This window comes from Stenotrophomonas sp. YJH_SMC_123 (genome assembly GCF_059368215.1).
In genome coordinates this window covers 600,345-619,851 of sequence record NZ_JCAFRM010000002.1, presented here as the reverse complement: position 1 = coordinate 619,851, position 19,507 = coordinate 600,345, and the positions used below count along the sequence as shown (strand labels likewise).

At 67.0% G+C, this 19,507-nt stretch carries 17 protein-coding genes; 4 read left to right on the top strand and 13 right to left on the bottom strand.

Annotated elements, in window-relative coordinates:
• Nucleotides 1-7 precede the first annotated feature (7 nt).
• The 6 genes from gyrA to ligA all read right to left on the bottom strand — a co-directional run bounded on the left by gyrA (nt 8) and on the right by ligA (nt 8,972).
• Nucleotides 8-2,734, bottom strand: a complete 2,727-nt coding sequence (gene gyrA, locus AC5P5W_RS07840; protein WP_049442467.1) for a DNA gyrase subunit A — start codon at nt 2,732-2,734, stop codon at nt 8-10.
• 297 nt (nt 2,735-3,031) lie between these two features.
• On the bottom strand, nt 3,032-4,096 hold the full coding sequence (mtnA, locus tag AC5P5W_RS07835) for an S-methyl-5-thioribose-1-phosphate isomerase (RefSeq protein ID WP_014647652.1): 1,065 nt from the start codon (nt 4,094-4,096) through the stop codon (nt 3,032-3,034).
• A gap of 47 nt (nt 4,097-4,143) precedes the next feature.
• Nucleotides 4,144-4,875, bottom strand: coding sequence for a DUF3011 domain-containing protein (locus tag AC5P5W_RS07830; RefSeq protein WP_032962032.1), 732 nt, complete (start codon nt 4,873-4,875; stop codon nt 4,144-4,146).
• Nucleotides 4,876-5,013: 138 nt separating this feature from the next.
• Entirely contained in the window at nt 5,014-5,970 is a 957-nt protein-coding gene (gene epmA, locus AC5P5W_RS07825; protein ID WP_069118338.1) for an EF-P lysine aminoacylase EpmA, read from the bottom strand.
• Nucleotides 5,967-6,452, bottom strand: a complete 486-nt coding sequence (locus AC5P5W_RS07820; RefSeq protein ID WP_010480482.1) for a GNAT family N-acetyltransferase — start codon at nt 6,450-6,452, stop codon at nt 5,967-5,969. Before AC5P5W_RS07820 ends, epmA begins: the two co-directional genes overlap by 4 nt.
• A gap of 48 nt (nt 6,453-6,500) precedes the next feature.
• Nucleotides 6,501-8,972 (bottom strand): NAD-dependent DNA ligase LigA, encoded by a 2,472-nt coding sequence (ligA, locus tag AC5P5W_RS07815; RefSeq protein ID WP_185741890.1) that lies wholly within the window; start codon nt 8,970-8,972, stop codon nt 6,501-6,503.
• A 225-nt stretch (nt 8,973-9,197) separates the two neighbouring features.
• Between ligA and AC5P5W_RS07810 the strand changes: the two genes are divergently transcribed.
• Nucleotides 9,198-10,322 (top strand): pyridoxal phosphate-dependent aminotransferase, encoded by a 1,125-nt coding sequence (locus tag AC5P5W_RS07810; protein ID WP_032962036.1) that lies wholly within the window; start codon nt 9,198-9,200, stop codon nt 10,320-10,322.
• Between the two features lie 67 nt (nt 10,323-10,389).
• Here AC5P5W_RS07810 and zipA read toward each other — a convergent pair whose 3' ends face one another.
• The 7 genes from zipA to AC5P5W_RS07775 all read right to left on the bottom strand — a co-directional run bounded on the left by zipA (nt 10,390) and on the right by AC5P5W_RS07775 (nt 17,332).
• Nucleotides 10,390-11,127, bottom strand: coding sequence for a cell division protein ZipA (gene zipA / locus AC5P5W_RS07805; protein WP_014647658.1), 738 nt, complete (start codon nt 11,125-11,127; stop codon nt 10,390-10,392).
• A gap of 46 nt (nt 11,128-11,173) precedes the next feature.
• Nucleotides 11,174-14,677, bottom strand: coding sequence for a chromosome segregation protein SMC (gene smc / locus AC5P5W_RS07800; protein ID WP_197574777.1), 3,504 nt, complete (start codon nt 14,675-14,677; stop codon nt 11,174-11,176).
• A 259-nt stretch (nt 14,678-14,936) separates the two neighbouring features.
• The gene (rplI, locus tag AC5P5W_RS07795) at nt 14,937-15,386 is read right to left on the bottom strand and encodes a 50S ribosomal protein L9 (RefSeq protein WP_014647660.1); all 450 of its coding nucleotides are present in this window, start codon (nt 15,384-15,386) and stop codon (nt 14,937-14,939) included.
• 105 nt (nt 15,387-15,491) lie between these two features.
• Entirely contained in the window at nt 15,492-15,722 is a 231-nt protein-coding gene (rpsR, locus tag AC5P5W_RS07790; protein ID WP_002804494.1) for a 30S ribosomal protein S18, read from the bottom strand.
• 11 nt (nt 15,723-15,733) lie between these two features.
• Nucleotides 15,734-16,171: a 30S ribosomal protein S6 gene (gene rpsF / locus AC5P5W_RS07785; protein WP_006452997.1), complete on the bottom strand. Its 438-nt coding sequence runs from the start codon at nt 16,169-16,171 to the stop codon at nt 15,734-15,736.
• A gap of 185 nt (nt 16,172-16,356) precedes the next feature.
• Nucleotides 16,357-16,899: a CbrC family protein gene (locus tag AC5P5W_RS07780; RefSeq protein WP_197574779.1), complete on the bottom strand. Its 543-nt coding sequence runs from the start codon at nt 16,897-16,899 to the stop codon at nt 16,357-16,359.
• A 94-nt stretch (nt 16,900-16,993) separates the two neighbouring features.
• The gene (locus AC5P5W_RS07775) at nt 16,994-17,332 is read right to left on the bottom strand and encodes a HesB/IscA family protein (RefSeq protein WP_046431542.1); all 339 of its coding nucleotides are present in this window, start codon (nt 17,330-17,332) and stop codon (nt 16,994-16,996) included.
• Nucleotides 17,333-17,460: 128 nt separating this feature from the next.
• Here AC5P5W_RS07775 and asnS point away from each other — a divergent pair, with 128 nt between their 5' ends.
• From asnS to AC5P5W_RS07760, 3 genes are read left to right on the top strand one after another with little or no spacing between them, the layout of a single operon-like run.
• Complete coding sequence (gene asnS / locus AC5P5W_RS07770) at nt 17,461-18,855, top strand: asparagine--tRNA ligase (RefSeq protein WP_014647663.1); 1,395 nt, start codon at nt 17,461-17,463, stop codon at nt 18,853-18,855.
• Between the two features lie 30 nt (nt 18,856-18,885).
• Nucleotides 18,886-19,185 (top strand): hypothetical protein, encoded by a 300-nt coding sequence (locus tag AC5P5W_RS07765; RefSeq protein WP_005410232.1) that lies wholly within the window; start codon nt 18,886-18,888, stop codon nt 19,183-19,185.
• Between the two features lie 7 nt (nt 19,186-19,192).
• On the top strand, nt 19,193-19,507 hold the full coding sequence (locus AC5P5W_RS07760) for a hypothetical protein (RefSeq protein ID WP_006453002.1): 315 nt from the start codon (nt 19,193-19,195) through the stop codon (nt 19,505-19,507).

The following is a 19,507-nucleotide window of genomic DNA, read 5'->3' as shown; positions in this document are numbered from 1 at the left end:
GGCAGGATCACTCCTGCGCGGCGTCCTCGCTGCTGGAAGCCGCCGGGGCGCCATCGGTCGTGGTCGCGGCCGGGGCCGGGCCAGGCACTGCCACCTCATCCTCGTCCTCGTCGATCGAGGCATCCATGCGCTCCACCGCCTGCAGCTTCTCGTCCTTGGACAGGCGGATCAGGGTCACGCCCTGGGTGTTGCGGCCGACGCGGCTGATTTCCGAGCCACGCGTGCGCACCAGGGTGCCACCATCGGAGATCAGCAGGACTTCGTCGCTGGAGCCCATCAGCACTGCGGCGACCAGCTTGCCGTTGCGCTCGGTGGTCTGGATGCCGATCACGCCCTGCGTACCACGGCCCTTGCGCGGGTAGTCCGGCAGCGGGGTGCGCTTGCCGTAGCCGTTCTCGGTGGCGGTAAGGATGTACTGAACGCTGGCGTCGTCGGCGCCGTCGATCACCGCGTCGCCATTGGCAGCGGCTTCCTCGACACCGCTGTCGTCCTCGTTCTCGTCCTCGCTGCCACCGGCACTTTCGGCCACGATCAGGCTGACCACTTCCTCGCCGGCCGGCATCTTGATGCCGCGCACGCCGGTGGCAGTACGGCCCATCGAGCGGACCTTGTCCTCACCGAAGCGCACGGTCTTGCCGTTGGAGGCGAACAGCAGGATGTCGCGCTGGCCGTCGGTCAAGCCGACGCCGACCAGCGCATCGCCCTCGTCCAGGTTGATCGCGATCTTGCCGCGGGCCAGGCGGAAGGCGAACTCGCTCAGCGGGGTCTTCTTGACCGTACCGTTCTTCGTGGCGAAGAACACGAACTGGCCATCGGCGTACTCGCGCACCGGCAGCACAGCCTGCACGCGTTCGCCCGGCTCCAGCGGGATCCAGTTGATGATCGGACGGCCGCGGGCGTTGGAACCGGCTTCGGGCAGCTGGTAGACCGGCAGCCAGAACACCTTGCCCGAACTGGTGAAGGTCAGCAGCGTGTCGTGCGTGTTGACCAGCCACAGCTGTTCGATGAAATCCTCTTCCTTGGTCGCCGCCGCGCTGCGGCCACGGCCACCACGGCGCTGTGCGCGGTATACGCTCACCGGCTGCCGCTTCACGTAACCGGCATGCGACACGGTAACCACCACGTCTTCCGGCGCGATCAGGTCGAGGATGTCCAGGTCCTCTTCGCTGTGGCGGATTTCGGTGCGACGTTCGTCGCCGAATTCGGCCTTGACGTTGACCAGCTCCTCGCGGATCACCTGCAGCAGGCGGTCGGGATCTTCCAGGATGTGGATCAGCCCGGCGATCACTTCCAGCAGCTGCTTGTACTCGTCGGTCAGGCGGTCCTGCTCCAGCCCGGTCAGGCGGTGCAGCCGCATTTCCAGGATCTGGGTGGCCTGGATCTCGGTCAGCTGGTAGCCGCCCTCGATCAGGCCCACGCCCTTGGGCAGGTCTTCCGGACGGGAGGCCTCGGCACCGGCCGCACCCAGCATCGCACCGACCAGGCCCGGCTCCCACACGCGGGCCAGCATGCGCTCGCGGGCTTCGTTCGGGTTCGGCGAGGTCTTGATCAGTTCGATCATCTCGTCGATGTTGGCCAACGCAACGGTCAGGCCTTCCAGCACGTGGGCACGGGCGCGCGCCTTGCGCAGCTCGAACACGGTGCGGCGGGTGACCACTTCGCGACGGTGGCGGACGAACGCCTCCAGCATCTGCTTGAGGTTCATCAACTGCGGGCGGCCATCGACCAGCGCCACCATGTTGATGCCGAACACCGATTCCATCTGCGTCTGCTGGTACAGGTTGTTCAGCACAACCTCGGCAGATTCACCGCGCTTGATCTCGATGTAGATGCGCATGCCGTCCTTGTCGGACTCATCGCGCAGCTCGCTGATGCCTTCGATCTTCTTTTCCTTGACCAGCTCGGCGATCTTCTCGATCAGACGCGCCTTGTTCACCTGGTAAGGAATTTCAGTGACGATGATCGATTCGCGGCCGTTGTCGGCCACTTCGATATCGGCCTTGGCACGGATGCGCACGCGGCCACGGCCGGTGCGGTAGCCGGCGACGATGCCGGCAGTGCCGTTGATGATGCCGGCAGTCGGGAAATCCGGGCCCGGGATGTATTCCATCAGGCCGTCGACATCGATGTCCGGGTTGTCGATCAGCGCGATGCAGGCGTTGATCGATTCGCTCAGGTTGTGCGGCGGAATGTTGGTCGCCATGCCCACCGCGATGCCAGCCGAACCATTGACCAGCAGGTTCGGGAACCGGGTCGGCATGACCGTCGGCTCCAGTTCCTTCTCATCGTAGTTGGGCTGGAAATCGACGGTTTCCTTGTCGATGTCCGCCATCAGCTCATGCGCCAGGCGCGACATGCGCGCCTCGGTGTATCGCATTGCTGCAGCGGAGTCGCCGTCGATCGAACCGAAGTTACCCTGGCCGTCGACCAGCATGTAGCGCAGCGAGAACGGCTGTGCCAAGCGCACCAGCGTGTCGTACACCGACTGATCGCCATGCGGGTGGTACTTACCGATGACGTCACCGACGATACGCGCCGACTTGAAGTAGGGCTTGTTGCTGTGCGCGTTGAGTTCGTTCATCGCGTACAGCACGCGGCGATGCACCGGCTTGAGGCCGTCGCGCGCATCCGGCAGCGCGCGGCCCACGATCACGCTCATGGCGTAATCGAGGTAGCTCTTGCGCATCTCGTCTTCCAGGTTGACCTGGATGATTTCCTTGGCGGTTTCTGCCATTCGGGTTCCGTTGTCTGGTAGCGGTCCAGTCCGGCGCAGCCCTCTGCGGGAGGGGGTCGCGCCGGAACCTCGATTCAACCTGTGGATACTACCACAACAGGCCGTTTTCCGCCTCCCTTTACGGGGATTTTACCGGCACAAATCAGGAACTTAGGGCCCCATACCGCCCCTGTAGAGCCGAGCCCATGCTCGGCTGCGCGAAATCAGTAGATCCACGCCGTGCGTGGATGAGGCCTGCCTGGGGTCAGAGCCCTTTCCTGCGAAAAGGGATCCGACCCCGGGACCTTCCTGCCCGCCTCAGCCGCCGAAGGCGGTGCGCATGTTCCCGGCGGTCGGGTTCAGGATGACCCCGCGCTCGGTCACGATGGCGTCGATCAGCTCGCCCGGGGTGACGTCGAACACCGGATTCCAGGCGGCAATGCCCTCGGCGACGGTACGGGTACCCCCCACGCCGTACAGCTCGCCCGGATCACGCTGCTCGATCTCGATCTGGCTGCCGTCCACGGTCTCCATGTCCACGGTCGAGGACGGCGCGACCACCATGAACTTGACCCCGTGGTGGCGGGCGGCGATGGCCAGCTGGTAGGTGCCGATCTTGTTGGCGGTGTCACCATTGGCGCAGATGCGGTCCGCGCCCACGATCACCCACTGCACGGCGCCGGTCTTCATCAGGTGCGAGGCGGCCGAATCGGCGATCAGGGTGGCGTCGATTCCATCCTGCTGCAGCTCCCACACGGTCAGGCGCGCGCCCTGCAGCCACGGCCGGGTCTCGCCGGCGAAGACGCGGGCGATGCGGTGCTGGGCCATGCCGGCACGGATCACGCCCAGCGCGGTACCGAACCCCGCAGTGGCCAGCGAGCCGGTATTGCAGTGGGTCAGCACGCCGCTGCCAGCCTCGATCAGGCCCGCGCCCAGTGCACCCATGTGGCGGTTGGCGGCCAGGTCTTCCTCGGCGATGGCCTGCGCTTCCGATTCCAGCAACGCCTTCCAGTCGGCGCCGGCGGCGTTCAGGCAACGGCGCATGCGCGCCAGCGCCCAGGCCAGGTTGACCGCAGTCGGGCGCGACGCATTGAGGCGCTGCAGGGCCGGTTCCAGCTGCTGCAGGGCGTGCGCACCATCGGCGGCCTGCACCTCGCGTGCAGCCAGCACGACACCCCAGGCAGCGGCAATGCCGATCGCCGGCGCGCCACGCACGGTCAATGCGTGGATCGCGCTGGCAACCTCGTCGCTGTCATGGCAGACCACGTGCTCGACCACGAACGGCAGCTTGCGCTGGTCCAGCAGTTGCAGGGCATCGCCGGTCCACAGGATCGGGCGGATGTGGTCGTAACGGGCGTAGTCGATGTCAGAGGCAGTGTTCATGGGCCCATTGTAGGGCCACGCCCCGCAGGGTTGGAGCCTGCCCGGGCTCAATTCACCGAGAATTCGGCGCGGCAGCCGCCGTCCACCCAGATCCCGTTGCGGCTCCAGCCCCAGGTACTGCCTTCCTCGCAGGGCGTGCTGGACAGCTGCTCGGAGACCACGGCGCCAACCGAGATGCTGGCACCGCAGAAGCGCCGCTTCTTCGACTTCGATTCGCAGGTCAGGCGGCGCGGCATGTCGACGAAGCGGCCATCGTCATCGGCCACTTCGAAGTCACCCTGGCAGCCACGGCTGGTCCAGACTTCATTGCGCTTGTAGCCCCAGCCCTGCCCTTCGCGGCACGGCAACACCGACAACTGGCGCAGCAGGCGCACCGGCGCGCCATCGAGTCGTACCGGGCAACTCTGCGGACGGCCATTGGATTCGCAGCGCACCACACGGCGCACCAGGCGCTTGCCCGAGCTGCCAGCCGGCGGCGCCGCGCCCGCTGCGCGCCGGGCGCGGAACTCCGCACGGCAGCCCAGGGTGACCCACACACCACTGCGGTCAGTGCCCCACTCGCTGCCGCGGATGCAGCTGTTGCTGGACAGCTGGCGCACCAGGTCGACGCCGTTGGCAACCTCGATATCGCAGTGCACCCAACCCATGTCGCGTGATTCGCAGGTCACCACTTCATCGTCGTAGCCCACCTGCTGGGCCGACGCCGGCGACGGCAGCCAGGCACCCCAGAGCGCAATGGAGTACACCGGTGCAGCGACAACCGCGAACCACTTGACCAAAGCCTTCCCCAGCAGGAATGGATGAACTGGATGCCAGTGTCCGGCATTGGCCGTGATAAGAGCATCATCGTGCTTACCGACGCAAGCGCACCGAACCCGCGTTTCGTTCAGCCTGCGATGTTCAGCAACACGCGGGGATCACGCGTGGGCGAAGTCGTAGGCCAGCACATCGGCGATGCGTGGCGTGCGGTTCATCGCCATCAACAGGCGATCGACACCCACCGCCACGCCGGCACAGGCAGGCATCGACGGCAACGCCGACAACAGTGCCTCGTCCACGGCCGGCTGCACCTGTCCACGTTCGTGGCGGCGCTGCTGGTCACGCTGGAACCGGGCGCGCTGCTCGTGGGCGTCGTTCAGTTCGTGATAGCCGTTGGCCAGCTCCACTGCACCCAGGTACAGCTCGAAACGCTCGGCCAGCGGCGGCGTGCCCGGACGGATGCGGGCCAGCGCGGCCTGGCTGGCCGGCCAGTCATGCACCACGGTCATCACCGCGTCATCGAACTGCGGCTGGATGTGGTGGGTCATCAACAGGTCCAGCCAGTCATCACGGGTCAACCCGACCGGGTCGATGTGCACGTCGCCAAGCGCAACACGCAGCGCGGCTTCATCGGCCTCGAACGGATCCAGGCCCACGTGCTGCCGGAACAGCTCGCGGTAACTCAACACACGCAGCGTTGCACGGCGTCCGACCAGGGCCAGCGCCTGGCCGACCAACTCGGCGGTTTCCTCCATCAACCGGTGGTGGTCCCAGCCGACCCGATACCACTCCAGCATGGTGAATTCCGGGTTGTGGCGGCCGCCGGCCTCGCCGTTGCGGAACACCCGGCCCAGTTCGTAGCAGTCGCCCACACCGGCCGCCAGCAGGCGCTTGAGCGGATATTCCGGCGAAGTGCGCAGCCAGCGACGACGGCCACCGGCATCGACATGGCCGGTGAAATCGGTATGGAAGCTGTCGATGTTCGGCTCGGTGTTGCCTGCCACCGACAGGATCGGCGTTTCCACCTCCAGCACATCGCGCTCGGCGAAGAAGCGGCGCACCAGCGCATTGAGCGTGGCGCGCTGCTGCAGCGCGCGCAGCAGGGCCTCGCTCACAGGATGCCCTCCGGGCGCGGATGGTCGAGCGGCAGGGTCAGCAGATCGCGGGTGTCGTCGATGTAGCCGCTGGCCAGGTACAGGCGGCGGGCCAGTTCGTTGTGGTGGTTCACCTCCAGGCGCAGGCGGCTGACACCACGCCCGCGAGCGCGCTGTTCACAGATGGCCAGCGCCTGCTTGCCGCGACCACGACCGCGCGCGCGATGACTCAGGTACAGCTCGTCCAGCAGCATGAAGTGGCCGCCCTGCTCCAGGCTGAAGCCCATCGCGATCACCGCGTAGCCGACCACCTCGCCGGCCTCGTCCAGCCACAGCAGCACTTCGCCATTGCGCGGATCGGCCAGCAGCGCGTCCACGCCGCGACGCACGCGCGCGTCATCGAAGTCGATCCTGTCTTCGGCGTAGAACTCGCGCATCAACGCGATCAACAGTTCTTCGTCGGCACGGGTGGCCAGGCGGAAATCCAGCGGGGCGGTCTGCATCGGTGTTCCTTCGTCTTTCATGCCGGGCGCCGGGCACCCGGCGGGTCATCATTCGTGTTCGGCGAGGTAGGCCAGCAGGCGGTCTTCGTCCCACACCGGCACGCCCAGCGATTGCGCCTTGTCCAGCTTGGAGCCGGCCTCGGTGCCGGCGACCACGAAGCTGGTCTTCTTCGACACGCTGCCGGAAACCTTGGCACCCAGCGCTTCCAGGCGTTCCTTGGCGGCATCGCGGGTGAGCTGGGCCAGGGTGCCGGTCAGCACCACGGTCTGCCCATCCAGCGGGCCGGCCACGATCTCGGCCAGCGCCGGCGCCTTGGCCAGGATCTGCTGCATCGCCTTCTCGGCTGCCAGCAGCATCGCGCCATGGCCATCGGCATCGAGCCAGTCGGCCAGACCGCGCGCAGTGTCGTCCGGCAGGCCGGCGTTGACGAACTGGCCATGCTCGGCATCCAGCACCGCCTGGGCACCCGGCAAGGCAGCCACCAGCTTCTCCGCACGCAGGCGGGTGATGCCGGGGATTTCCGATTCGACCAGCAGTTGCGCCAGATCCAGGCCTTCGCGCAGCTTGGCACTGGGCGCGTGCACATCACTGATGCGCACCTGCCCGACCTGCAGCAGGTCGTCGATGGCCTGCTGGTTGCCCTGCTGCTCGAAGAAATGGCCGAGAGAACGCGCCACTTCGCCACCGATGTCCGGCACGCGCTTGAACAACGGCCATGGCAGGTGGCGGATCAGTTCCAGGTCACCGAACCACTGCGCCAGCGCCTTGGCCGTGCTCTCGCCGACGTGCTCGATGCCAAGCGCGAACAGCAGGCGCTCCAGCGTGGCTGCGCGACTGGCGTCGATTGCCGCGATCAGGTTGTCGGCCCATCTGGTGGCGATCTTCTTCGTGTTCCATTCGAAGCTGGCCGGCTGTGCCAGCGCCTGCGCGCGCCACGCCGGATCGTTGCCATCCAGCTTGAGCACCGCATTGAGCACCGCGCCGCTGCCTTCTGCCGGCAGGTGCAGCTTCAGCGCGGCGGCCAGTGCGGAAGGGTCCTCGGCATCCAGCACCAGCTTCAGGTGCAACAGCTGGTCGCGGTTGAGCCGGTACAGATCGGCCACGCTCCTGACGATGCCGGCGTCGACCAGGGTTTCGATGTACTTGTCGCCGAGGCCGTCGATATCCATCGCACGGCGCGAAGCGAAATGGGCAATGGCCTCCTTGCGCTGCGCAGGGCAGGACAGCTCACCCGAGCAGCGCCATGCGGCCGCGCCTTCCTCGCGCACGATTTCCGAGCCGCACACCGGGCAGCGCGTCGGCATCTGCCAGGGCGAGGTGCCCTGTGGACGGCGGTCGAGGATGACGCTGACCACTTCCGGAATCACGTCGCCAGCACGTCGCACGATCACGCTGTCACCGACACGCACATCCAGGCGCGCGATCTGGTCGGCATTGTGCAACGTGGCATTGGACACGATCACGCCGGCCACAGCCACCGGTGCCAGCCGCGCGACCGGCGTGGCGGCACCGGTGCGGCCGATCTGGATCTCGATCGCCTCCACCGTGGTGCTCTGTTCCTGTGCCGGGAACTTGTGCGCGATGGCCCAGCGTGGCGCACGCGAGACAAACCCCATGGCCTGCTGGCCGGCGCGGTCATCCAGCTTGTAGACCACACCATCGATGTCGAACGGCAGGCCATCGCGACGCTCGCCGATGTCACGGTAGTAGCCGAGCAGGCCGTCGGCGCCTTGCACCACCTTGCACAACCCGCTGACCGGGAAGCCCCAGGCGCCGAGCTGGGCCAGCGTGCCCGAATGGGTGTCCGGCAGCTCGCCGCCCTGCACTTCACCGGTGCCGTAGGCGAAGAAACTCAGCCGGCGCTGCGCACTGATCTTCGGATCGAGCTGGCGCAGTGAACCCGCTGCCGCGTTGCGCGGGTTGGCCAGCACCTTGCCGCCCTGCTGGCGCGCACGTTCGTTGTAGGCCTCGAAGTCGGCGCGGGCCATGTACACCTCGCCACGCACCTCCAGCACATCCGGCCAGTCCTTGCCGTGCAGGCGCTTGGGAACATCGCCGATTTCACGCAGGTTGGCGGTCACGTCCTCGCCGGTACTGCCATCACCGCGGGTTGCGCCGAGTACGAAATGACCGTCCTCGTAGCGCAGGCTGATCGCCAGGCCATCCATCTTCGGTTCGGCCGAGAACTGCAGGCTGCGGCGGCCCAGGCGCTCATCGATGCGGCGCACGAAGTCGGCCACTTCCTCATCGCTGAAGGCATTGGACAGCGACAGCATCGGCACCGCATGGCGCACTTCGGGGAAGCGGCCGGACGGGCGTGCACCAACCTGTTGGGTCGGGCTGTCGGCACGGGCCAGTTCCGGGTGCTCGCGCTCCAACGCTTCCAGCTCGCGCACCATCCGGTCGTAGTCGACGTCGGGGATCTCCGGCGCGTCCAGCTCGTGGTAGGCGCGGTTGGCCTGGGCGATCTGCCGGCGGAGATCTTCGGCGCGTTCGGCGGGGCTGGGGCTCATCGGGATCCGGTGGTTCTGGGATGGCCGGGGATTCTACCGCGCCCGGCCGTCAGGCCCTGTAACGCCCCGCCCTTGCAGCGTCGAGCGTGCTCGACGGGCACTCCCCGCTCCGGTAGGTGCCAACCTTGGTTGGCACGTCTGTGGTCGAGCATGGCTCGACACCACAAAAAGCACCTTGCCGCCCGCCCACGCCGGCGCTAGCGTGCGACGGCCCCCATCGGAATCCTGCCCATGACCCTGCCTGCCTCCCGTAGACGCTTCCTGCAGCTGGCCGGTGCCAGCCTTGCCGTCGCCGGCAGCGGCCTGCCCCTGCGTGGCCAGGCCCAATCCGCGGCCGCCATCGGTGCGGCCCCCGCCGAAGGCGCGGTACTACTGAACTTCAACGAATGCCCCTACGGCCCCTCCCCCGCTGCCCAGCAGGCGGCACGCGACAGCATCGCCAGCTGCGGCCGCTACCGCTTCGCCCTGGCGGCACAGGTACGCGATGCGTTCATCGAGCAGGCCCGTATCCCGGCCGACCATGTGCGCCTCTATCCGGGCTCCAGCGAACCGTTGAACCGCGCCGCCACGTTGTGGACCGGCCCGCAGGCGGGACTGGTGGTGGCCGACCCCACCTTCGAGACCCTGGGCGAGGTCGCTGCCGCACATGGTGCACACGTGCAGAAGGTGCCGCTGCGCAATGACGGCGCACACGACCTGCGTGCGATGGTCGCAGCCGCGCATGCGCGCCCGACCGGGCTGCTGTACGTGTGCAATCCGAACAACCCGACCGGTTCGATCAGCCCACCGGATGAGCTCGCCTGGCTGCTGGCCCACAAGCCTGCTTCCACCCGCGTGCTGGTCGACGAGGCCTACCTGCAATACAGCGAGCAGCCCAGCCTGATCGCGCAGGTGGCGCAGCGCGACGATCTGATCGTACTGCGTACATTCTCCAAGCTGTACGGCATGGCCGGCCTGCGCCTGGGCCTGGCGGCCGCACATCCCGAGCGTCTGCGCGAGCTGGCCAGCCCCGGCGACAACCCGCTACCGGTGCCCGCGCTGGCGGCGGCGCTGGCCAGCCTGCAGGATCCGCAGCTGATTCCGCAGCGTCGCCTGCAGAACGCCAAGGTGCGCCAGGCCACCATCGCATGGCTGGGCAAGCGTGGTTTCAGCTGCCTGCCGTCGGAAGCGAACTGCTTCGTGGTCGACGTGCAACGCGACGGCAGCACGTTCGCCAAGGCGATGGCCGACAACGGTGTGGTGATCGGGCGCAGCTGGCCGATCTGGCCGCAGCACGTGCGCGTGACCGTCGGCAGCGAGGACGAGATGGCCGCGTTCCGCCGCGCGTTTGCCAAGGTGGCCGGCGTACCGGCGTAGACCCCATCCACACAGGGCGTGGATCTACTGTTGTGGGTGCCGACCGTTGGTCGGCACGCCATGGCGCTCACCAGCGCGGGGTCTTGGTCAGCGGCGGCGCCTGGTGCTGGCGGTCGTAGGCGCGCAGCTCGTCACGGATGTGCGCGATGCGCTGGCGACCCAGGGCGTTGCGGCTGTCATCCAGCACCACGCCATCCAGCAGTTCGGCCATGCGCTGCACCGTCGGCAGCATCTTCTCCCAGGCATCCAGCGCGGTCAGCGGCGCCGGCAGGGTCAGGAAGAAGGCGATGGCCGGGGTTTCCATGGCACGGATGTTGGCCATGTCGAAGCTGCCTGGCTTCATGATGCTGGCCATCGAGAAGATCGGCCCGCGCTCGGGATGGCCTTCCACCAGACGGTGGAACACGTTCATGTGGCCGAACACCAGGCCGGTCTTCTCCGCCGCTACCACGATGTCTTCGCCGCGCAACTGCTCGCCGGCCCGGGCGGCCACGAACAGCGAAACGATCTTGTCGAAATCCTGGGTGGCGCGCTTGCCGAGATCGCTGGCGCCCGGGTCGGTATCGCCCAGGCCGAGTTCGGCCTGTTCGCCTTCCGTGCCCATGCCCGGTTCGACGCGGCCATCGGCCACGACAACGCCGTCCTCGCCCAATACCGGTTCGCGGCGCTCGCCGCTGGCCGGTTCCGCGCTTTCCACGCGGCGTCCCTGGGGCTTCTTCTTCGGACGGCCAAACAGGAAGATCGCGGCGATCAACAGCAGGCCGGCGGCCAGGATGCCGATGCGCAACAGTGCCGTGTCGGACATTCGATAGGTTCTCCGGCTAGTTCATTCAGGTAACTAGGATGGCACGTCAGGCCGCGCCCGCCAATCGCGCGGCTTCTTCCAGGTCCACGCTGACCAGGCGGCTGACGCCCGGTTCGCGCATGGTCACGCCCGAGAGCTGGTGCGCGGCCTCCATCGTCGCCTTGTTGTGGCTGACGAACAGGAACTGCACCTTCTCGCTCATTTCCTTGACCATGTTGGCCAGCCGGCCGACGTTGGCTTCGTCCAGCGGCGCGTCCACCTCGTCCAGCAGGCAGAATGGCGCGGGGTTCAGCTGGAAGATGGCGAACACCAGCGCCACTGCCGTCATCGCCTTCTCGCCGCCGGACAGCAGCGAGATGCTGGACACGCGCTTGCCCGGCGGGCGCGCCATGATGGTCACACCGGTGTCGAGCAGGTCTTCACCGGTCAGCTCCAGGTAGGCGTGGCCGCCACCGAACAGGCGCGGGTACAGCGCCTGCACGCCAGCATTGACGCGGTCGAAGGTGTCCTTGAAACGGCCGCGGGTCTCGCGGTCGATCTTGCGGATGGCATCCTCGAGGGTTTCCAGCGCCGTAGTCAGGTCGGTGTGCTGCGAATCCAGGTAATCCGAGCGCTGCGAAGCCTCGCCGTACTCGTGGATGGCCGCAAGGTTGACCGGCTCCAGCCGGCGCATGCGTGCGTCGATCTGATGCACGGCCTGCTCCCAGTCGCCCAGGCGCGCATCCTCGGGCAGTGCGTTGAGCACGTCCTGCAGCACGAAACCGGCCTTCTCCACCGCGCCCTGCAGGGTGTCCGCGCTCAGCACCAGCGCCTGCTGGTCCAGCTTGCGCTGCGAAATACGCTCGCGCTGGGCCAGCGCCTGTTCGTCACGCTGGTGACGGGTCTGCTCGTAATTGCGCAGCTCGGCGTCGATGCCGTCCAGCAACGTACGCGCTTCGGTCAGCACGCGATCGGCCCGCACGCGCTCTTCCAGCGCATTCTGGTGCTCGGCCTGCAACGATTCGACCGGCGAATCACCTTCGTCCAGCTGTGAATGCAGCTCGCCCAGCCGCGAATCCAACTGCCCACGCTGGGTGCCCATGCGCTCAAGCGCCTGGCTCAACGAGGCCAGCTGCGCACGCTGCGATTCCAGGGTCAGGGCCAGCGAATGCGAGCGCTCGCGCACTGCACGGGCAGCATCGCGGGCCAGGTCGCGCGCCTCGGTCAGCTGGCGGCGCTCGCCCTCCAGCCGCTGCCGGGTCGACTCCAGGTCACCCATGCTGCTGACCGCGTTCTCCAACCGCGAGCGCGCTTCGCGCGCCTGCGCGTTGTTGGCTTCAATCGTTTCCTGCAGTTGCTTCAGCTCGCCTTCGATGCGGTCGATGCGCGTGCGTGCAGCCTCTACCTTGCCCTGCTGCCCCTGCAGCTGGCCGGCCAGCTCGGACACCGCGCGGTGGGCCTGGTACAGCGCGCGCTGCGCGTCCTCGCGCTGCTGTTCGGCGGCCTGCAGTTGCTCACGGAAACCGGCCAGCTGTTCTTCCAGCTCGGCCTCGCGGTCCTGCAGCTGCTCGATCTGCTCGCGCAGCTCGTTGATCTCGCGTTCGCGCAGCAGAGCGCCCTGCTGGGCTGCACCGGAGCGCGACACGCGCAGCCAGCCCTGGCCCAGGCGCTCGCCGCTCTGGGTGATGATCGAATCGCCTTCCGGAAGGCTGGCCTGCAGGGCCTCCGCCTCGGACAGGTCCTTGGCACCATGCAGGTGCGCCAGCAGGCGACGGATCGCCGCCGGGCCACGCACGCGTGCGGCCAGCGACGTCGGTGCAGCCTTGACCTCGGCATCCGCGCTGGCGACCAGCGCAATGTGGCCGTCGCCGAGTTCGCCGAGGGCGTTGACCAGGCTGCCCGGGTCATCGACCAGCACGCCTTCGATCAGCTGGCCGAGCGCACTTTCCACCGCGTTTTCCCAACCGGCATCGACGTCCAGGCGTTCGCCGACACGTGCCGCCGAATCCAGCCCGCGCGCCTTCAGCCACGCGACGGCCGCGCCCTGCTCCTGGCCCAGCGCGGCCTGCTGCAGGGTTTCCAGCGAGGCCAGGCGACCGCGCAGGCCGTTGGCCTGCTTGCGCAGTTCGGCCAGTTCGTTCTGGCCATTGCGCTGCTGTTCCTGCACGGCCGCCACGCCCTGCTTGCGCAGCTCGACGTCTTCGCTCAGTTCATCCAGCGCGGCCTTCTGCGTGTCGTGCTGCAGGTGCAGCTGCTCGAAGGCCTCTTCCAGCGCGTCCACGTCCAGCCCGGCGCGCTCGGCGGCCAAGGCCTCGCGACGCCGGTCGGCGTCGAGGATCTGCTTGTCCAGGTAGTCCACGCGCGTGCGCTCGACATCACCGGCGCGCGACGCCTCCGAACTCTGCGAGGTGTGCTGCTCCCAGCGCTGCTGCCAACTGGCCAGCCGGTCTTCGGCCTCGCGCAGGCTTTCCTGCTTGATCTCGTTCTCTTCCTGCAGCGCTTCCAGCTGCGGGGTGGCGGCCTCCACTGCCTCGCGCAGCACCCTCAGTTTGGCCTCGTCGCCGCTGATGTGCTGGCCCAGTTCGGCCAGGGCCTGCTGGGTTTCATCGCGCGCCTTGTGCAGGCGCTGCGACAGCTCGCGCTGGTGCTGGATCTGCTGTTCCAGGCGCGCCAGCGTGCTGCCGACCTGGTAGACCGCGGCCTGCGCGGTGTTGAGCGCGTCGGCGGCCTCTTCGCGCCGCGCGCGCGAGGTCTCGATGCGGGCCTCGGCATCACGCTGGTCGGCGATCAGCTGCTGCAGCTTGGTCTCTTCCTGCGACAGGCCTTCGCGCAGCTTCGACAGGCGACCGTCGAGACCACGGAATTCCAGCGCCTTCCACTCGGCATCCTTGATCCGGCGCTCTTCCTGCAGGGCCTGGTACTGCTCGGCCTGCCTGGCCTGGCGCTTGAGGTGTTCGAGCTGCTTGCTGATCTCGTCGCGCAGGTCGCCCAGCCGGTCCAGGTTCTCGCGGGTGTGGCGGATGCGGGTCTCGGTCTCCTTGCGGCGCTCCTTGTACTTGGAGATGCCGGCTGCCTCTTCCAGGTACACGCGCAGGTCTTCCGGGCGCGCTTCGATGATCTGGCTGATCATGCCCTGCTCGATGATCGAGTAGCTGCGCGGGCCCAGGCCGGTGCCGAGGAACAGGTCGGTGATGTCGCGGCGGCGGCACTTGGTGCCGTTGAGGTAATAGTTGCTGGTGCCGTCGCGGCTGACCGTGCGCTTGACCGAGATTTCGTTGAACGAGGCGTACTCGCCGGAAATCGTGTGGTCGGAGTTGTCGAAGATCAGCTCGACGGTAGCCTGCGAGACCGGCTTGCGGGCATTGGACCCGGAGAAGATCACGTCGGTCAGCGAGTCGCCACGCAGGCGGCTGGCCGAACTCTCGCCCATGACCCAGCGCACGGCATCGATGATGTTCGACTTGCCGCAGCCATTGGGGCCCACCACGCCGGTCATGTTGGTCGGCAGGTGCAGGGTGGTCGGATCGACGAACGACTTGAAGCCGGACAGCTTGATCGTGGAAAGACGCATAGGGGTTCCGGACTGGGGCCGGCAAGCGGCCTGCGTTTACCCTCCAAGTCATTGATCCTGCTGGGATCGATGCCCGTGGAACGGGTGTGACGCCCTGAGTATACCGATGTGGCCGTGTTCTACGAATGGGCGTGGAACATTGTCCAGCCCCACCCCGTCGGCCGGACGTGGCCGCACGCCACGAAACGGAGCCATAAAACAAAACGGGCACCCTTGCGGGCGCCCGTTCTGCGGTGATGCCAGGCCTTGCGGCGTGGGATCAGGCTTCGGCGACGACGACGACCTTGACGGTGGTCTCGACGTCGGCGTGCAGGTGGATCAGCACGTCGTACTCGCCGATGTTGCGGAAGGCGCCTTCGCCCAGGATGACTTCGCTCTTGCTGACCGGCAGGCCGGCAGCGGTGAAGGCATCGGCGATTTCGCGGGCGCCGACCGAGCCGTACAGCTTGCCTTCGGTCGAAGCGTTGGCCGGGATGGTCACGCTCGCGCCGTCCAGCTTGGCCTTGCGGGCGTCAGCGTCGGCGTGGATGGCCTGGGCCTTGGCTTCGTATTCGGCGCGCTTGGCTTCGAACTCGGCCTTGTTGCTCTCGGTGGCCGGAACGGCCTTGCCCTGCGGCACGAGGAAGTTACGGCCGTAGCCCGGCTTCACGTCGACCAGGTCGCCCAGGTTGCCGAGGTTGGTGACTTTCTGCAGGAGGATCAGCTGCATGGTATTGCTCCAGATGAGTTATTCGTTAGCGAGGCGATGCCCCGCAACAAAGGCTGTCCGAATAGCTGGCACAGCGGGGGCGGCACCGGGCCGCCCCGCCGGGCATCAGACGTCGTGGTTGTCGGTGTACGGGATCAGGGCCAGGAAGCGGGCGCGCTTGACGGCGGTCGCCAGCTGGCGCTGGTACTTCGACTTGGTACCGGTGACGCGGCTCGGCACGATCTTGCCGTTCTCGGTCAGGTACTGGCGCAGGGTGTTGAGATCCTTGTAGTCGATCTCCTTCACACCTTCAGCCGTGAACTTGCAGAACTTGCGGCGACGGAAGAACTTGGACATGGGAAGGCTCCTTAGGCGGCGGAAGCGGCGTCGTCGCCGGCTTCGTTGTCAGCGGTGGTGGTGGACTCGCCTTCTTCGTCGTCACGACGACGGCGCTCACCGCGCTCCGGCTTGTCACCCTTCTCGTCCTTGCTCTTCATGATCAGCGACTGCTCGGTGTCAGCCTCGTCACGCTTGATGACCAGGTTGCGCAGAACGGCGTCGTTGAAGCGGAAGCTTTCGGTCAGTTCGTTCAGAACGGCCTGGTCGGCTTCGATGTTCATCAGCACGTAGTGGGCCTTCACCAGGTTCTGGATCGGGTACGCCAGCTGGCGGCGGCCCCAGTCTTCCAGACGGTGGATGGTGCCGTTGCCGTTCTCGACCAGCGACTTGTAGCGCTCGATCATGGCCGGGACCTGCTCGCTCTGGTCCGGGTGGACCATGAACACGATTTCGTAATGACGACTCATGTTTTTTCTACCTTTCGGATGTGGCCTTGCGGCCGGACAGCCCCCCGCCGTTGAGACCGCGGTGGGGCAAGGATTCCCGCCGGGAAGGCAGGAAGCCGCGCATTATGCGGCAAGCGGCGCCACCGGGCAACCGGGCGCAAACCGGGCAACCTGAACGGGAGCGCCGGCCCATGTCCGGCACGTGCTCATTCCAGATCGACGTGAAGACGATGCTGGCCGCATTCCAGGCATTGGAACAGGCAGCCGACCATCATCCCGTCCCGGCTCAGATGCTCCAGCACCCAGTCGGCGTCGCGCGGATTGACCGCCGCCACGTCCGGCCGGACCTGGTCGAGGATCGGCAGCAGATCGTCGCTGCCGGCGTAGCCGAGGAAGGCGCAGGGCCGTTCGCAATGGCTCAACCAGACCGATTGCTGCCAGGAGGAGTAGCCCGGGGTGCGCTCGCAGACCTCCAGCAGCAGCTCACGGGCGATGGTCGGCGGCGGATCAGCCGGATCCGGGGATACCCCCTCGATATCGCTCCAGCCGGTGAACTCGCCCTCGTAACTGGCCGCAGCCCTGCCATCGGCGATACACCAGGGGCACAGGTAATCCGGGCGGAGGCGGGTATAGAACGGTCCGCGATAGCGCAGTGCGCGCGCCTGGCCGCAGCAGTCGCAGATCCCCTCGACCTCTTCGAAGGAGAGGTCGTAGGCGCTGGGGTGATAGGTGAAAAGCGGTCGTTCCATCCGTGGGGTCCCTGCCGAGCCCAGCGTGCCGACCAAGGTCGGCGCCCACCAGAGCACGCCTGGTCAGCGCCGGGCCATGCCCGGTGGCCGGCCCTCAGGCCTTGTCGGCGTCGGTGGTGAAGCTCTCGCCGCAGCCACACTCGGCGGTGGCGTTCGGGTTGCTGAACGTGAAGGTCTCGCTCAGGCCATGCTTGCCGAAGTCGATCACGGTGCCGTCCACCAGCGCCAGGCTCTTGGCGTCGACGTAGATCTTCACGCCCTCCTGCTCGAACACCGTGTCGCCCTCGCGCTCTTCGCGGGCCAGGTCGGTCACGTGGCCCCAGCCGGAGCAGCCGGTCTTGGTCACGCCGAAACGCAGGCCCAGCGCGCCGGGGGTCTGGGCGACGAAGCGCTGCACGCGCTCGAAGGCAATGGGGGTCAGGCTGACGGCCATGGGGCTACTCCAGAGGTACGGGGACATTATAAGGAGCCGTTGCCACGAAAAATGCCTCGCAAGCAGAACGCTGCAACCGGTAAACTCCCGTGTTCACAGATCGAGTCGATCAGCAGAGGATTCAAGTCATGACGGTGGTCAGCGTTGAACATGCGCTTGCCGGGAAGATCCCGGAAGGCGGCGAAGTCACGGTACGCGGATGGGTGCGCACGGTGCGCGGTTCAGCGAATCTGGCCTTCGTGAATGTGAGCGACGGCTCCTGCTTCGCCCCGATCCAGGTCGTGGCCGGCGACAGCCTGGCCAACTTCGATGAGATCAAGCGCCTGACCAGCGGCTGCTCGGTCATCGCCACCGGCACGCTGGTGAAGTCGCAGGGCAAGGGCCAGTCGTTCGAGATCCAGGCCAGCACGCTGGACGTGGTCGGCTGGGTCGAAGACCCGCTCACCTACCCGATCCAGCCCAAGCCGATGTCGCCGGAGTTCCTGCGCGAAGTGGCGCACCTGCGTCCGCGCACCAACCTGTTCGGCGCGGTCACCCGCATCCGCAACTGCCTGGCCCAGGCCGTGCACCGCTTCTTCCACGAGAACGGCTTCAACTGGATCAGCACCCCGATCATCACCACCTCCGACGCCGAAGGCGCCGGGCAGATGTTCCGTGTGTCCACCCTGGACATGGTGAACCTGCCGCGTGACGAGAAGGGCGCGATCGATTTCAGCCGCGACTTCTTCGGCAAGGAAACCTTCCTGACCGTGTCCGGCCAGCTGAACGTCGAGGCTTACTGCCTGGCGCTGAGCAAGGTCTACACCTTCGGCCCGACCTTCCGCGCCGAGAACAGCCACACCACCCGCCACCTGGCGGAGTTCTGGATGATCGAGCCGGAAATCGCCTTCGCCGACCTGGCCGAAGACGCGCGCCTGGCCGAAGAGTTCCTGAAGTACCTGTTCCGCGCAGTGCTGAACGAACGCAGCGACGACCTGGCCTTCATTGCCGAGCGCGTGGACAAGAACGCGATCACCAAGCTGGAAGACTTCATCAACGCACCGTTCGAGCGCATCGACTACACCGACGCGGTCAGCCTGCTGCAGAAGTCCGGCAGGAAGTTCGACTTCCCGGTCGAATGGGGCCTGGACCTGCAGACCGAGCACGAGCGCTGGCTGACCGAGGAACACGTCGGCCGCCCGGTGGTGGTGACCAACTATCCGGAGCACATCAAGGCCTTCTACATGCGCCTGAACGACGACGGCAGGACCGTTGCCGCGATGGACGTGCTGGCCCCGGGCATCGGCGAGATCATCGGCGGCAGCCAGCGCGAGGAGCGCCTGGACGTGCTGGACGCGCGCATGGCCCAGTTCGGCCTGGATCGCGAGCACTACAGCTGGTACCGCGATTTCCGCCGCTATGGTTCGGTGCCGCACGCCGGCTTCGGCCTGGGCTTCGAACGCCTGGTGGTGTACGTCTGCGGGCTGTCCAACATCCGCGATGCGATCCCGTACCCGCGTGCGCCGGGCAGCGCGGACTTCTAAGCCCCACACGACCACGGAGGTACCGCCCCCATGACCCTGTTCTTCGCCCTCTGTTTCGTCGGCGTTGCAGTGGCCGGGTTCAGTGCCTTCGTGATCTTCTGGCCGCTGACCCTGGTGCACGTGCGCGACCGCCATCCGGCGCTCGCCGCGCGCTTCGGCAGCGGCGCCTTCCTCAAGCCCGATGCCCTGGCCTGGCTGCTGCGACGCGACTATCGGCAGCAACCGGACCGCTCGCTGTCCGGGCTGGCGACACCGGCCTGGGTATCGCTGCTGACCCTGCTGGCCGGACTGGGCATGGCCGCCCTGCTCTGGCTGGCCTCGCTCTGGTAATACGCTCATGAATGACATCACCGCCTCGCGCGACAGCTGGTGGCTGGCCAGCCTCGGCAACACCCTCATCTGGGCGCGCCTGCGCGTTCGCCCGGCAGGCACCGCCGAAGTGCTCGACAGCGATGGCAACACGCTGAGCTACGACAGCGAAGACACCGCCCGTTCGCAGTTGTTCGACGCCGAGTTCGTCGAGTACGACGGCCTGGACGAGGAGGACGCACTGGTGCGCGGCTTCAGCCTGCACGAAGTGCAGCCGCCGCAGGCCGACAGCGACGAGGGCCTGCGTGGCCGCATGATCCAGTCACTTGGCGGGCGCGCCTGA